Below are 15,295 nucleotides of genomic sequence, written 5' to 3' on the forward strand. Positions count from 1 at the left end.
AAAGCCAGCCTGGTTGTCTGGACCGACGTTTGCAGCACCAAGGAATTTCGTAGATCGTTTGACCGCATACGAACGATCGCTACGGATCCCATCTGGGCATAAGGGCATACCCGACACCCGAACCGGTGAGCGCCGGATTTCGCAAAGAGAGTCGCCGCGTAGGATGCAATCTGTTGCGGGCGGCGCGTCGTCGTCCCAGGGGGTACCATGCCCAAACGTGCGCTGGATGAAGCGCCTCGCGGTATGCGGGCGTCTTCCGCTCGTGAGAAGAGGGTGAACGGCGGAAAACCGGTCGGGGCCACGAAGGTCTCCGCCGAGGCGAAGAAGACGCGTGGTTCGACGGTTTCCGAGCGCCAGACGCGCGAGACCTCCGCGCGCGCCGGGGGCTACCTCGATCGCAGACTCTTGCTCGAGGCGCTCACCGCGCTCAAAAAGGGCAATTTTTCGGTCCGCCTGCCCATCGATTGGGAGGGCCTCGACGGCAAGATCGCCGATACCTTCAACGACGTCGTCGAGCTGAACAGCCGGGTGGCGACGGAGCTCGAGCGCGTGAGCCGCGTCGTCGGCAAGGAGGGCCGCATCGGGGATCGCGCCGCGATCGCGGGGCTCACCGGCGCCTGGGCGCACGAGGTCGGCAGCGTGAATGCGCTGATCAGCGACCTCGTGCACCCGACGAGCGAGATGGCGCGCGTCATCGGCGCCGTCGCCAAGGGGGATCTCTCGCAGGCGATGGCCCTCGAGGTCGACGGCCGCCCCCTCGAAGGCGAGTTCCTCCGCACCGCGAAGACGGTGAACACGATGGTCGACCAGCTCGGCTCGTTCGCGTCCGAGGTGACGCGCGTGGCCCGCGAGGTCGGCACGGAGGGCAAGCTCGGCGGTCAGGCCGAGGTGCAAGGCGTCGCCGGCACGTGGAAGGACCTGACCGACTCCGTGAACTTCATGGCCGGCAATCTGACGGCCCAGGTCCGCAACATCGCGGCCGTGACGACGGCGGTCGCGAATGGCGACCTCTCGAAGAAGATCACCGTCGACGTGCGGGGCGAGATCCTCGAGCTGAAGAACACGATCAACACGATGGTTGATCAGCTCCGCTCGTTCGCGTCGGAAGTGACGCGCGTGGCCCGCGAGGTCGGCACGGAGGGCAAGCTCGGCGGTCAGGCCGACGTGAAGGGTGTCGCCGGGACGTGGAAGGATCTGACGGACTCGGTCAATTCGATGGCCGGCAACCTGACGAGCCAGGTGCGTAACATCGCGGCGGTGACGACGGCCGTCGCGAATGGTGATCTTTCGAAGAAGATCACCGTCGACGTGCGGGGCGAGATCCTCGAGCTGAAGAACACCATCAATACGATGGTCGATCAGCTCAACTCGTTCGCGTCCGAGGTGACACGCGTGGCGCGTGAGGTCGGCACGGAGGGCAAGCTCGGCGGGCAGGCCGAGGTGAAGGGCGTCGCCGGCACGTGGAAGGATCTGACGGACTCGGTCAATTCGATGGCCGGCAACCTGACGAGCCAGGTGCGTAACATCGCGGCGGTGACGACGGCCGTCGCGAATGGTGATCTTTCGAAGAAGATCACCGTCGACGTGAAGGGCGAGATCCTCGAGCTGAAGAACACCATCAATACGATGGTCGATCAGCTCAACTCGTTCGCGTCCGAGGTGACGCGCGTGGCGCGCGAGGTCGGCACGGAGGGCAAGCTCGGCGGTCAGGCCGAGGTGAAGGGCGTCGCCGGCACGTGGAAGGACCTCACCGACAACGTCAACTCGATGGCCGGCAACCTGACGGTCCAGCTCCGCGACGTTTCGAAGGTCGCGACGGCCATCGCGAACGGCGATCTGACGCAGAAGATCACCGTCGATGCGCGCGGCGAGATCCTCCAGATCAAGAACGTCATCAACACGATGGTCGATCAGCTCAGCTCGTTCGCGGCCGAGGTGACGCGCGTGGCGCGCGAGGTCGGCACGGAGGGCAAGCTCGGCGGGCAGGCGGACGTGAAGGGCGTCGCCGGGACGTGGAAGGATCTGACGGACTCGGTCAATTCGATGGCCGGGAACCTGACGGTCCAGCTCCGCGACGTTTCGAAGGTCGCGACGGCCATCGCGAACGGCGATCTGACGCAGAAGATCACCGTCGATGCGCGCGGCGAGATCCTCCAGATCAAGAACGTCACGAATACGATGGTCGATCAGTTGAGCTCGTTCGCGGCCGAGGTGACGCGCGTGGCGCGCGAGGTCGGCACGGAGGGCAAGCTCGGCGGTCAGGCGGACGTGAAGGGCGTCGCCGGGACGTGGAAGGATCTGACGGACAGCGTGAATTCGATGGCCGGCAATCTGACGGCCCAGGTCCGCAACATCGCGGCGGTGACGACGGCCGTCGCGAATGGTGATCTCTCGAAGAAGATCACCGTCGACGTGAAGGGCGAGATCCTCGAACTGAAGAACACCATCAACACGATGGTTGATCAGCTCAACTCGTTCGCGTCCGAGGTGACGCGCGTGGCGCGCGAGGTCGGCACGGAGGGCAAGCTCGGCGGTCAGGCGGACGTGAAGGGCGTCGCCGGCACGTGGAAGGATCTGACGGACAGCGTGAATTCGATGGCCGGCAATCTGACGGCCCAGGTCCGCAACATCGCGGCGGTGACGACGGCCGTCGCGAATGGTGACCTCTCGAAGAAGATCACCGTCGACGTGAAGGGCGAGATCCTCGAGCTGAAGAACACGATCAACACGATGGTCGATCAGCTCTCCGGGTTCGCCTCGGAAGTGACGCGCGTGGCGCGCGAGGTCGGCACCGAAGGCAAGCTCGGCGGCCAGGCCGAGGTGAAGGGCGTCGCCGGCACGTGGAAGGACCTGACGGACAGCGTGAATTCGATGGCCGGCAATCTGACGGCCCAGGTCCGCAACATCGCGGCGGTGACGACGGCCGTCGCGAATGGTGATCTTTCGAAGAAGATCACCGTCGACGTGCGGGGCGAGATCCTCGAGCTGAAGAACACCATCAACACGATGGTCGATCAGCTCCGCTCGTTCGCGTCGGAAGTGACGCGCGTGGCGCGCGAGGTCGGCACCGAAGGCAAGCTCGGCGGTCAGGCGGACGTGAAGGGCGTCGCCGGCACGTGGAAGGACCTGACGGACAGCGTGAATTCGATGGCCGGCAATCTGACGGCCCAGGTCCGCAACATCGCGGCGGTGACGACGGCCGTCGCGAATGGTGATCTCTCGAAGAAGATCACCGTCGACGTGAAGGGCGAGATCCTCGAGCTGAAGAACACGATCAACACGATGGTCGATCAGCTCAACTCGTTCGCGTCCGAGGTGACGCGCGTGGCGCGCGAGGTCGGCACGGAGGGCAAGCTCGGCGGTCAGGCCGAGGTGAAGGGCGTCGCCGGCACGTGGAAGGACCTCACCGACAACGTCAACTCGATGGCCGGCAACCTGACGAACCAGGTCCGCGGCATCGCGAAGGTCGTGACCGCGGTCGCGAACGGCGACCTCAAGCGCAAGCTCTCCGTCGACGCGAAGGGCGAGATCGCGGAGCTCGCGGACACGATCAACGGCATGATCGACACGCTCGCGACCTTCGCCGATCAGGTGACGACCGTCGCGCGCGAGGTCGGCGTCGAGGGCAAGCTCGGCGGCCAGGCGAGCGTCCCGGGCGCCGCGGGCACGTGGCGCGATCTGACGGTCAACGTCAACCAGCTCGCCGCGAACCTGACGACGCAGGTCCGCGCGATCGCCGAGGTCGCGACGGCCGTCACGAAGGGTGACCTCACGCGGAGCATCAAGGTCGAGGCCCAGGGCGAGCTCGCCGCCCTGAAGGACACGATCAACGAGATGATCCGCAACCTGCGCGACACGACGCTGAAGAACAGCGAGCAGGACTGGCTGAAGACGAACCTCGCCAAGTTCTCGCGCATGCTCCAGGGCCAGAAGGATCTGCTCACCGTCGGCAGGCTGATCCTCTCGGAGCTCGCGCCCGTCGTCTCCGCGCAGCAGGGCGTCTTCTACACGATGGACGTCTCGAAGGAGGAGCCGATCCTGAAGCTGCTCGCGAGCTACGCGTACAAGCAGCGGAAGCACTCGGACAACCAGTTCCGCCTCGGCGAGGGGCTCGTCGGCCAGTGCGCGCTCGAGAAGGAGCGCATCCTGCTCGTCAACGCGCCGCCCGACTACATCACGATCACGAGCGGCCTCGGGGAGGCGGCGCCCGTGAACATCGTCGTCCTGCCCGTGCTCTTCGAGGGCCAGGTCAAGGCGATCCTGGAGCTCGCCTCGTTCGAGCGGTACAGCCCGACGCACCTCGCGTTCCTCGATCAGCTCACGGAGTCGATCGGCATCGTGCTCAACACGATCGAGGCGAACATGCGCACCGAGGATCTGCTCAAGCAGTCGCAGTCCCTCGCGCGCGAGCTGCAGAGCCAGCAGGAGGAGCTGCGCCAGACGAACGCGGAGCTCGGCGAGAAGGCGCGCCTGCTCGCCCAGCAGAACGTCGAGGTCGAGCGCAAGAACCGCGAGGTCGAGCAGGCCCGCCAGGCCCTCGAGGAGAAGGCCAAGCAGCTCGCGCTCACCTCGAAGTACAAGTCCGAGTTCCTCGCGAACATGTCGCACGAGCTCAGGACGCCGCTGAACAGCCTCCTGATCCTCTCCGAGCAGCTCTCGAAGAACACGGAAGGCAACCTCTTCCCGAAGCAGGTCGATTTCGCGAAGACGATCCACTCCTCGGGCAACGAGTTGCTCGGCCTGATCAACGACATCCTCGACCTGTCGAAGATCGAGTCGGGCACCGTCGTCGTCGACGTCGGGGAGGTCTGGTTCCGCGACCTCGCCGACTACGTGGAGCGCACATTCCGGCACGTCGCGGAGGCGAAGAAGCTCGAGTTCGAGCTCGACTTCTCGCCCACGCTGCCGCGCTCGATCCACACCGACGCCAAGCGCCTGCAGCAGGTGCTCAAGAACCTGCTCTCGAACGCCTTCAAGTTCACCGAGCGCGGCAAGGTGCGCCTCGAGGTCCGCACGGTCTCGGACGGCTACAGCCCCGAGAACGAGCACATCGGCCGCGCGGGATGGGCGATCGCGTTCAGCGTGCACGACACCGGCATCGGCATCTCGCCCGACAAGCAGCAGATCATCTTCGAGGCCTTCCAGCAGGCGGACGGCTCGACGAGCCGCAAGTACGGCGGCACGGGCCTCGGCCTCGCCATCAGCCGCGGCATCGCGAACCTGCTCGGCGGCGAGCTGCGCCTGTCGAGCCAACCAGGTCGCGGCAGCACGTTCACGCTCTTCGTGCCGCACGTGTACGCGGCGCCGCAGCGCGTGTCCCGGGCGCGCCCGGCCGTGATCCACGACCCGAGCCAGGTGATCGCGGCCTTCGAGGTGCCCGAGCCGCTCCTCATCGACGCGCCGCCGCTCATGCCGGTCAGCATCGACGACGATCGCACGTCCATCCGGCCCGGCGAGCGCTCGTTGCTCGTCGTCGAGAACGACCTCGCCTTCGCGCGGCTCATCGTGGAGGTCGCGCGCGAGCGCGGGATCAAGGCCGTGGTCGCGCATCGCGGGGCCGACGCGCTCTCCATGGCGCGCGAGCTCAAGCCCGCCGCGGTCTCGCTCGATCTGCACCTGCCCGACATCGACGGCCTGCGTGTCCTCGATCGGCTGAAGCACGACCTCGGCATGCGGCACGTGCCCGTGCAGGTGATCACGACGGACGTCGACGAGCGCGAGCGAGCCTTGCGGATGGGCGCGCGGGACGTGCTGCCGAAGCCGGTGCGCACGCGCGAAGCGCTCTCGGAGGCGATCGAGCGTATCGTCCAGTTCCTCGACGCGCCGCGGCGCACGCTGCTCGTCGTCGAGCCGGACGGGCCGGACCGCGCGGCCAAGATGAACCTGCTCGAGCACGGCCTCGTCGACGTCCTCGTCGCGAGCTCGATCGACGAGGCCATCGAGGTGCTCTCCGTGGAGCGGCCGGACGCCGTCGTCACGGCGGTCGATCTGCCCGACGGACACGGGCTCGATCTCGTGCGGCGCGCCTCGGGGATCGAGGCGATCGAGAACGTCCCCTTCATCGTGCACGTGCCCGGCGCGATGTCCTCGGCCGACGAGGAGCGGATCGAGCGCCTCGGCCACATCGGGGTCCTCAAGCACAGCCGCTCGGAGGAGCGCCTGATCGACGAGGTCGCGCTCTTCCTGCACCTTCCGGTCGAGAGGTTGTCGCCTGCGCAACGGCAGGCGCTCGAGCGGCTTCACAGCTCGCAGGAGGTGCTCGCTGGCAAGCGCGTGCTCATCGTCGACGACGACATCCGCAACATCTTCGCCATGACGACCATCCTCGAAGAGCAGGGGATGGTGACGCAGGCGGCGGAGACGGGGCGGGACGCGATCAAGGTGCTCGAGGAGCGCACGGATTTCGACGTCGTCCTCATGGACATCATGATGCCGGAGATGGATGGATACGATACGATCCGAGCGATTCGCGGGCGCGAGGAGTGGCGCGCGCTCCCGATCGTCGCGGTGACCGCCAAGGCCATGAAGGGCGATCGCGAGAAATGCTTCGAGGCGGGGGCGACCGACTACATCGCGAAGCCCGTGGACCCCGAGCAGCTCTTCGCGAGGCTCCGGTTCTGGCTGCACCGATGAGCGGAATGCCCCCCAGCAGAGGAGCCTTCGCATGAAGCACGCTCGCGACAAGGTCGGCATTCTCGTCGTGGACGACCGCAGGGACAGGCTCCTGGCCGTGGAGACCATGCTGGCCGAGCTCGGCGAGCGGGTCGTCCTCGCGCAGAGCGGGCGGGACGCGCTGCGTTACCTCCTGCAGGAGGACTTCGCGGTCATCCTGCTCGACGTCGACATGCCGATCATGGACGGCTTCGAGACGGCGCGGCTCATCCGGCAACGCAAGCGTTCGAAGCAGACGCCGATCATCTTCCTGACGGCGTTCGGGGACGCGATCCAGGCGGAGCAGGGCTACGCGCTCGGCGCCGTCGACTACATGCTCGTCCCCGTCGATCCGGACATCCTGCGCGCGAAGGTCTCGGTCTTCGTGGAGCTCTACCGCAAGACCGAGGAGGCGAACCTCGCGGCGCAGGCGATCGCCAGGAAGGCCGGCCAGCTCGCGGCGCTCGCGCGTGCGTCGCTCACGATCAACGCCGCGCGCTCGATCGAGGCGACGCTCGACGCCATCGCCGCGGGCACGCGCGCGGCGCTCGGGGCGCGGGCGTCGTTCGTGGCGCTCGTCAGCGGATCGAAGCACGGGACGGCCTCGTCCACGGCCGACGGGACCTCTGTGGCGCGGGTGATCCCTCAGGATCCCACGACGGACTGGATCTACACGCGTGTCGTCACCGCGGGGGGCGTGGTCACGCTCTCCGCGTCGGAGCGCGCGCAGAGGGATCCCGGGCCCGCGGACGAGGTCGGCCCGCTCATGGCTGCGCCGCTCTTCGGATCGGACGGCGCGTGTGTCGGCTGGATCGAGGTGACGAACGGCGAGGCCGACGGCTTCGGCGAGGACGACGAGTCGCTGCTGCTCCTCTCCTCGCAGCTCGCCTCGGTCGCGCTGCAGAACCTCCTCCACGCGGAGGAGCGCGAGGTGAGCCGCCTCAAGGACGAGTTCCTCGCGACGCTCTCGCACGAGCTGCGCACCCCGCTGACGGCGATCATCGGCTGGACGCGGATCCTGCGCGAGACGCAGCCCGACGCGGCCAAGCTCGCGCGCGGGCTCGAGGTGATCGATCGCAACGCGGGGGCGCAGAACAAGCTCATCGAGGACCTGCTCGACGTCTCGCGCATCGTCACGGGCAAGATGAGCATGGAGCAGCGGCAGGTGCGGATCGCGCCGCTCGTCGAGGCCTCCGTCGACGCGGTGCGCCCCGCTGCGCAGGCGAAGGACATCACGCTCGTCGTGAGCTCGACCGCGGGCAAGGACGCGGCCCTGGGTGATCCGGAGCGGCTGCGGCAGGTCGCGACGAACCTGCTCTCGAACGCCATCAAGTTCACCCCACGCGGCGGTCGCATCGAGGTCCGGCTCAGACGGGTCGGCGACGAGCTCGAGCTCGTCGTCGCGGACAACGGTGAGGGTATCCGCCCCGACTTCCTCCCTTACGTCTTCGATCGTTTCCGTCAGGGCGACAGCTCGAGCCGCCGCATGCACGGCGGGCTCGGCATCGGCCTCGCGGTCGTGCGGCACATCGTGGTCTCGCACGGCGGGACGGTGACGGCGCACAGCGACGGGCCGCGCCAGGGCTCGACGTTCACCGTGCGCCTCCCCTCGGCGTTCGTGCTTCGCGAGGGCGACGGTCCCACGCCTCCGCCCTACGGCAAGTCGCGCCTCCCGCTGCCCGATCTGAGCGGGCTCCGCGTGCTCGTGGTCGACGATGACCAGGACACGCGCGAGATCCTTCGCCAGGTCCTCGCCGCGCATCGCGCCGACGTGCGGATCGCGGGCACGGTGCGTGAGGCCATCGCGGAGCTCGACGCCGCGCGGCCGCACGTGCTCGTGAGTGACATCGCGATGCCGGGCGAGGACGGATACGATTTCATCGATTTCGTGCGGCGTCGCGCGCCGGAGCGTGGGGGTGCCGTCCCTGCGCTCGCTCTCACGGCGCACGCGCGCGCGGAGGATCAGGCCCGAGCGCTCGCGGCTGGCTTCCAGCGCCACGCCGCCAAACCCATCGACCCTGCCGAGCTCGTGCGCGCCGTCGCCGGGCTCGTCGGAGCTCCCTGCTCGCGCGTGGAGACCGTGGAGGCCGTGGCGGCCCTCCGCGAGGTCCCCTGACGCGCCGACCCTGACGAGGTGCAATGGGTGGTGACCAGCACGATCGTGGCTCGAAACCGGATGGGGGGATCAAAGGATTCTCGGGGCCCATTCCGACGGAGCTCGCGCGCTTCATCACGGAGCACGTCTCCTCGCTCGAGCAGCTCGAGGTGATGTGCCTCCTGCGCGACACCGCGCCGCGGGAGTGGCGCGCCGACGAGGTGAGCCGCGAGCTCGGATCGAGCTTGATGTCGATCGGGAATCGCCTCGCCCACCTCGCGAGCAAGCATTTCATCAAGGTTCGCCACGCCGAGCGCGGGCCCGTGTATCAGCACGGCCCTGCATCCGAGGAAATTGCGGTGCTCATCGACGCCGCGGCGCGGCTCTACAAGGAGAGACGGCTCGCCGTGATCGATCTCGTGTATGGGCGCCCCGAGAGTGACATCCGCGCGTTCGCGGATGCCTTCATGCTCAAGAAGAAGTGAGAGGGAACATGATACCGGCCATCGTGTACGTCCTCTGCTCGCTCACCAGCCTCGTCGCGATGACGTTGCTCCTGCGTGCTTATGCCGCGCGCCGGGTCCGCCTCCTGCTCTGGAGCGGCCTCTGCTTCGCCGGGCTCGCGCTGAACAACGTCCTCCTGTTCGTGGATCTGAGCGTCATCCCTCGTTACGACCTCTCCACGCTCCGGCAGGTCCCAGCGCTGATGGGCGTCTCGTTTCTCATCTATGGCCTGGTTTATGACTTGCGCGACTGAGGCGCGCCGACGCGGGTGAGGCGGAGGAGATGAACGAATTGATCAGCGGAGCGCTCGTCCTGGGATTCGCGGTGATCGCCCTGTTTTTCCTGCGCTTCTGGCGCAGCACGCGGGATCGGATCTTCGCCATCTTCGCACTCTCGTTTTCGCTCATGGCCGTGAACCGGCTCGTCCTGGCGGCCGCGAATCTGCCCGAGGACAACTACCCTTACGTGTACCTCATGCGCCTCCTCGCGAACGCGCTCATCATCTACGCGGTCGTCGACAAGAACCGCGCCCACAAGAGCGCCGCGTCGACGCCGCTGCCGCGCCCCTGACGGCGATCTAGCGCGCGCGGCGCCGCTCGAGGCGCGCGCGTTCGCCCCAGGGGCACGCGAAATCGCCCGGCTTCGTGAGGATCCAGAGCGTCGGCACGGGCGGCGGCTCCTCGGGGAACGGGCCCTCGCCGTCCGTGAAATACACGATTCCGTCGGGCACGTGCGCCCGCCAGAAGCTCTCGGCGAACACCTTCCGCAGATCCGTACCGCCGCGCCCCTGCACGTCCGCGAGCTTGCCCGCGAACGGGTAGACGCGCTGGATCTCGCAGTCGCATTCGACCACCGTGATCCGCGCCTCCTCCGCGAGCTCTGCGAGCTGCTTCGAGATCTCCGCGAGCTCGGCGTCCGTCATGCTCATCGACGTATCGATCGTCACGAGCACCCGCGGCTTCGTCATGGCCCGCGGCGACCACGCGCGCCCCGGCACCTCGCCGATTCGCGAGGGGAAACGCCGGCTCGGGCGCGCGAACGTGCCCACGGGCGTGCGCCTCCGCGACGTGAACATCCGCAGCGCCGTCTTCCAGTCGACGAAACATTCGGGCGGGCCGAGCACGCCGTCGAGCTCCGCGAGCAGCCGGCCCGGCTCCTTTCCTGCGAGCAGCCTGCGCTCGGGTGGCCCCTCCGGCCCGACGTCTCCGGCGGCGTCCACGGCGCGCGCCACGAGCATCCGGGCTTGCTCCACCGCGCCGGGCGCCCCCGCCGCGCGCCGCAGCAGCCTGTGCTCGTCGACGCTCTCGCCGCCCGGCGCGTGTTTGGCCGTGAATCGCCCGGCCCGCGCCGCTTCGAGCAGCTTCTCGTAGCGCTCCAGGCTGCTTTGCCCTGCGCGGATCCCGAACGCCGTGTATTTCTGCCACGTGATCGGGTCGGGCAAGGGCTCCTCGATGAACTCGTTTGCGCTCATCTCGAGGGCGAGCTCGAGCAGCTCCGGCTCGGTCGGCTCCGCGAATTTGGGGTGCGAGAGGTGGCCGAGCACCACGTGGTGCACCTCGTGCAGGAGCACGCCGCGCAGCCATTGCGGCTCGCGCAGGAACGAGTCCACGTTCACGTGCAGGAAGAACCGCCCCTCGTGCAGCGAGACGGCCATCCGCTTCACCGATGGATCGGCGACGGGCGTCATCTTCGCGAGCACGGCCGCGTAATACGGGTACCGCCGCGCGAAATCGCTCGTCTGCACGAAATCGTCGAGGAAGGCGCGGACGGGATCGACCACCGTTCTCCTCGTCGCCTCAACCGGGGCGGATGGGGGTGATGCCGAGGCGCTTGCACGTCGCCACGAGATCGAGCGCCCAGCGCTCGGGCAGCTCGGCGAGGAGCACGCCGAGGCTCGCGCGCACCACGTTGCTGCGCTTCACCTCCGCGAGCTTCGTTTGCCGTTCGAGGTGCGACGAGAGCGCCGTCACCGCGAGCCCCACGCGGTGCTGCTTGAAGGGATCGGCGGCCCACGTCTTCAGTTTCCGCTGCGCGGGGCTGTTCGCGTATCGCTCGCAGAGCTCCTCGGGGCGCACGTCGACGAGCGAGGTCGTCGTGGGGTTGCGCCCGAGCGCCTCCACGAGTTTGTCGCGTTGATCCCCGGGCAGATCCGCGAGCAAGGCCTCGAACGAGGCGAGCGTGATTTGCCGCTCGGCCGCGAGCACGCCGGCCTCGGGCCCTTCGAGCAGGCGCACGAGGCGCGTCGTGATCTCGTCGATACGATCGGTCTGCCCCGACTCGGTGAAACCTCGCACCGTGCGCGAGAGCTCCGAGCGGTGATCGTAGTCGGCGAGCAGCGCGCGCACGTCGAAGGGCAGGCGGCTCGACCATACGCCGCGGCTCGAGACGACGAGCTCGATCCACGACGAGGGCAAATACCCCGAGAGCGCGTCGCGCAAGAGGCCCACGTTCTCGATTTCGTCGGGCCTGAGCGTCTTCAGCAGGTGCGAGACGTACGTCCACGTCCGCGGGGGCACGTCGTCGAGCACGCGCTCGTGCGCCTGGGCGATCGTGATGATCCCCGGGTGCACGTCGTTCACCTGCGCCCACGCGAGCCAGCTCGGCCGGTCGGCGCGCACGGGCAGGCTCAAAAAGCGGGCCCTTAGCGCCTTGTCGAGGGGCGTGACGTGATACCCCTCGCTCTCGGGGTTGACGGCGGCGAAGCAGGCCCAGCCCGCCGGCAGCTCGTATCCGTGCAGCCGGCGCGCGCCGAGGAGCTGCAGGGCCGGCTGCTGGATGTATCGCTCGGCGCGGTTCAGCTCCTCGAGCATGAGGATGCCTGCGCCGTCCTGCGGCAGGATGTCGGGCACGGCGTACCGCGTGCGGCCGTCTTGAATGACGGGCAGGCCCACGAGGTCCGGCGGCTCGAGCAGCGACAGGTCGAGCACCACGTGGGCGATACCGAGCCGATGGGCGAGCTTCTTGACGATCTCGCTCTTGCCGATCCCGGTCGGACCTTCGAGCAACACGGGGCGGCGCGCTCGATAGGCGAGCTCGAGCACGGCCTCGAGGCGAGGGCCGACGGGGATGTGCGCGGTGCGGCTTTCCAGGACGGGAGTGGGGGGAGACTTGGCCACGGGAAACATTCGGCTAGCACGTACGCGGGCCGCTGCCACGGGCCTTCTCGGGCCTTGCGCCCCGATACCACGTTCCTTATCCTCTCGGGCTCGCGTACGTGGGGGCGCGCGAGCCGCCCCGTCCGCGCCGGAGACCGCCATGACGATGTCTTTGACTTCGAGCGCAGAGAGCCCCGCGACGCCGCCGTATCTTTCCGGCAACTACGCGCCGGTCGATCACGAGATCACGGCGCATGATCTCCCCGTCGTCGGTGAGGTCCCGCGTGACCTCGCGGGCGTGTTCGTGCGCAACGGCTCGAACCCGCGGTTCCGGCAGAAGGGCCGTTATCACTGGTTCGACGGTGACGGCATGATCCACGCGCTCCGGTTCGAGGACGGCCGCGCGAGTTATGCGAATCGGTGGGTGCGCACGTGGGCGTTCCAGGAGGAGGAGAAGGCCGGCGCGTCCCTCTGGACGGGCGTGACGGAGCGGCCGGATTTCACGAATCCGCGTGGCGCCTTCAAGGACACCTCGAATACCGATCTCTGCTTCCACGGGGGCCGGCTCTATTCGCTCTGGTGGCTCGGCGGCGCGGCGTACGTCGTCAATCCGATCTCGCTCGAGACCTCGGGCACCGAGACGTTCGGCGGCAAGATGCCCACGATCTCGGCGCACCCCAAGGTCGACATGGTCACGGGCGAGCTCATGCTCTTCGATTACAAGCCCTTCCCGCCGTACCTCACGTACGCCGTCGTCTCGCCCGGGGGCGAGCTCGTGCACAAGACCGAGATCGACCTGCCCGGCCCGCGGCTCCAGCACGACCTCGCGATCACCGAGCGCTTCACGCTCTTCTTCGACATGTCGATGCAATGGGATCCGAAGCTGCTCGAGGTGGGCAAGACGCGCGTCACGTACCTCCGGGACCGGCCCGCGCGTATCGGCGTCCTGCCGCGCCACGCGCCGGGCTCGGCCATTCGCTGGTTCGAGACCGAGCCGTTTTACATGTACCACACCATCAATGCGTGGGAGGAGGGGGACCGCATCGTGCTCGTCGGCTGCAAGATCGACGCGCCCGTCGCCTTTGACCCGCAGAACCCCGCGCGCGAGGTGCCCACGATCGGGTTCTTGCGGCTCGAGCCGAACCTCTATCGCTGGGAGCTCGACACGAAGACGGGGAGCGTGAAGGAGACGCGCCTCGACGACGTGCTCACCGAGTTCCCCCGCATGGACAACCGCGCCCTCGGCCGCAAGACGCGGTACAGCTACAACCCGCGTATCCCGGCGTCGGCGCCGACGCTGCTCTTCGACGGCGTGGTCAAGTACGATTACGAGGCGGGGACGAGCGCGGCCCATTCGTATCCCGCGGGCCGCTTCGGAAGCGAGGTCGTGTTCGCGCCGCGCGTGGGCGCGTCGGGCGAGGACGACGGGTATCTCGTGTCGTTCGTCGTCTGCGAGGCGACCGGCGAGAGCGAGGTCTACGTGCTCGACGCGAAGGACGTCACGCGGGCGCCCCTCGCCCGGGTGAAGCTCCCGCAACGCGTGCCCACCGGATACCACGCGTGGTGGATACCGGCGGAGCAGATCCCCGCCACGGCGTAGCGCCCACCTTCGCGTGTCGGGTTGCCTCCGGGGCCACGAGCGCCATAGAGTCGCGAACCATGACCGCATCCCCCCGCGTCGCGCCGCGTGAACGCTCGCTCCCCCCGGTCTTCGTCCTCGGCGGCGACCAGACGGATTTCGCCAGAAATGTCACCCGCGAGGGCAAAGGGCTCTTCGACCTCCTCGGCGAGGCTGCGGTCTGCGCCCTCGAATACACGGGCGTCCCGGCGCGCGATATCGACGTGGGGCACGTGGGCAGCTTCCTCCCCGAGCTCTATACGGGCCAGAGCCACCTCGGCGGCCTGCTCGCCGAGGTGCACCCGGACCTCGCCGGTATCCCCGTCACGCGGCACGAGGCCGCCTGCGCCTCGGGCGGCGTCGCCGTGCTCGCGGCGATGGCCGATCTCCAGGCGGGGCGATACGACGTCGCCCTCGTCGCGGGCGTGGAGCTCATGCGCGTGTTGCCCGGCTTCGAGTCGCAGCAGAAGCTCGGCGCCGCCGCGTGGGTGCCGCGCGAGACGGAGGGCATCGCTTATCCATGGCCGGAGCTCTTCAGCCACGTGGCCGAGGAATACGAGCGGCGTCACGGCCTCCGGCGCGAGCACCTCGCCGCGCTCGCGCGGAACAACTATGACAATGCGCGGAGGAACCCGCGCGCGCAGACCCGCAAATGGACGTTGCCCGAGGGCGCGCTCGGCGAGGACGACAAGGAAAACCCGGTGATCGCAGGCCGCACGCGCCGCTACGACGCGAGCCCCGTGACCGACGGATCCGCCTGCGTGGTCCTCGCCTCGGCGGACTACGCGGCCGGCTGGGCGCAGCGGCGCGGCGTGCCCGTCGCGGGCCTCGCGCGGATCGAGGGGTACGGCCATCGGACGGCGCGAATGGGCATGAAGGACAAACTCACGGCGAGCCGGGGCGAGCCGTACGTGTTCCCGCACGTCCGCGGCGCGGTGCTCGACGCCTTCTCGCGGGCGAGGATCGAGGGGCCGAGCGCGCTCTCCGCCGTCGAGCTCCACGATTGTTTCACGATCTCCCATTACATGGGCATCGACCACCTCGGCCTGGCCCCGCCGGGCGAGCCGTTCCGGGTCATCGAGGACGGCACGGTCCTCCGCGGCGGGAAGCTGCCCGTGAACCCCGGCGGCGGGCTCATGGGAATCGGCCACCCGGTGGGCGCGACGGGGGTGCGGATGCTGCTCGACGCGCAAAAACAAGTGACGGGCGAGGCGGGAGAGAACCAGGTGCCAGGGGCGAGGCGGGTCGCGACGCTGAACATCGGCGGGAGCGCGACGACGGCGGTGGTGCTCGTCGTGGGCCGAGCCGATTCCTGAGCTCCGAGCAGCCCGA

General features: G+C 68.4%; 9 protein-coding genes. 7 read left to right on the forward strand and 2 right to left on the reverse strand.

Annotation, left to right across the window (positions count from 1 at the left end; translation table 11 throughout):
* Window positions 1-273 precede the first annotated feature (273 nt).
* Genes GF068_RS27080 through GF068_RS27100 form a run of 5 tightly spaced genes read left to right on the forward strand, consistent with a single transcriptional unit; the run spans window position 274 to window position 9,820 of the window.
* Window positions 274-6,633 (forward strand): HAMP domain-containing protein, encoded by a 6,360-nt coding sequence (locus tag GF068_RS27080; RefSeq protein ID WP_338046587.1) that lies wholly within the window; start codon window positions 274-276, stop codon window positions 6,631-6,633.
* Between the two features lie 31 nt (window positions 6,634-6,664).
* Window positions 6,665-8,767, forward strand: coding sequence for a hybrid sensor histidine kinase/response regulator (locus GF068_RS27085; protein ID WP_153822370.1), 2,103 nt, complete (start codon window positions 6,665-6,667; stop codon window positions 8,765-8,767).
* Between the two features lie 23 nt (window positions 8,768-8,790).
* Window positions 8,791-9,231 carry a hypothetical protein gene (locus GF068_RS27090; protein ID WP_153822371.1) on the forward strand — a complete coding sequence of 147 codons (441 nt, stop codon included), beginning with the start codon at window positions 8,791-8,793 and terminating at the stop codon, window positions 9,229-9,231.
* 8 nt (window positions 9,232-9,239) lie between these two features.
* A complete protein-coding gene (locus GF068_RS27095; protein WP_153822372.1) occupies window positions 9,240-9,503 on the forward strand; it encodes a DUF5985 family protein in 264 nt (87 codons plus the stop codon).
* Between the two features lie 29 nt (window positions 9,504-9,532).
* Window positions 9,533-9,820, forward strand: a complete 288-nt coding sequence (locus GF068_RS27100; RefSeq protein ID WP_153822373.1) for a DUF5985 family protein — start codon at window positions 9,533-9,535, stop codon at window positions 9,818-9,820.
* A 7-nt stretch (window positions 9,821-9,827) separates the two neighbouring features.
* Here GF068_RS27100 and GF068_RS47170 read toward each other — a convergent pair whose 3' ends face one another.
* A complete protein-coding gene (locus GF068_RS47170; RefSeq protein ID WP_338046588.1) occupies window positions 9,828-11,030 on the reverse strand; it encodes a vWA domain-containing protein in 1,203 nt (400 codons plus the stop codon).
* A 16-nt stretch (window positions 11,031-11,046) separates the two neighbouring features.
* Complete coding sequence (locus GF068_RS27110) at window positions 11,047-12,375, reverse strand: AAA family ATPase (protein WP_153822374.1); 1,329 nt, start codon at window positions 12,373-12,375, stop codon at window positions 11,047-11,049.
* 130 nt (window positions 12,376-12,505) lie between these two features.
* On the opposite strand from GF068_RS27110, the gene GF068_RS27115 reads away from it, so the two are divergent.
* On the forward strand, window positions 12,506-13,945 hold the full coding sequence (locus GF068_RS27115; protein WP_153822375.1) for a carotenoid oxygenase family protein: 1,440 nt from the start codon (window positions 12,506-12,508) through the stop codon (window positions 13,943-13,945).
* A gap of 59 nt (window positions 13,946-14,004) precedes the next feature.
* On the forward strand, window positions 14,005-15,279 hold the full coding sequence (locus GF068_RS27120; protein WP_153822376.1) for an acetyl-CoA acetyltransferase: 1,275 nt from the start codon (window positions 14,005-14,007) through the stop codon (window positions 15,277-15,279).
* Window positions 15,280-15,295 lie beyond the last annotated feature (16 nt).

Source organism: Polyangium spumosum, assembly GCF_009649845.1.
In the GTDB taxonomy this organism is placed as follows: domain Bacteria; phylum Myxococcota_A; class Polyangia; order Polyangiales; family Polyangiaceae; genus Polyangium; species Polyangium spumosum.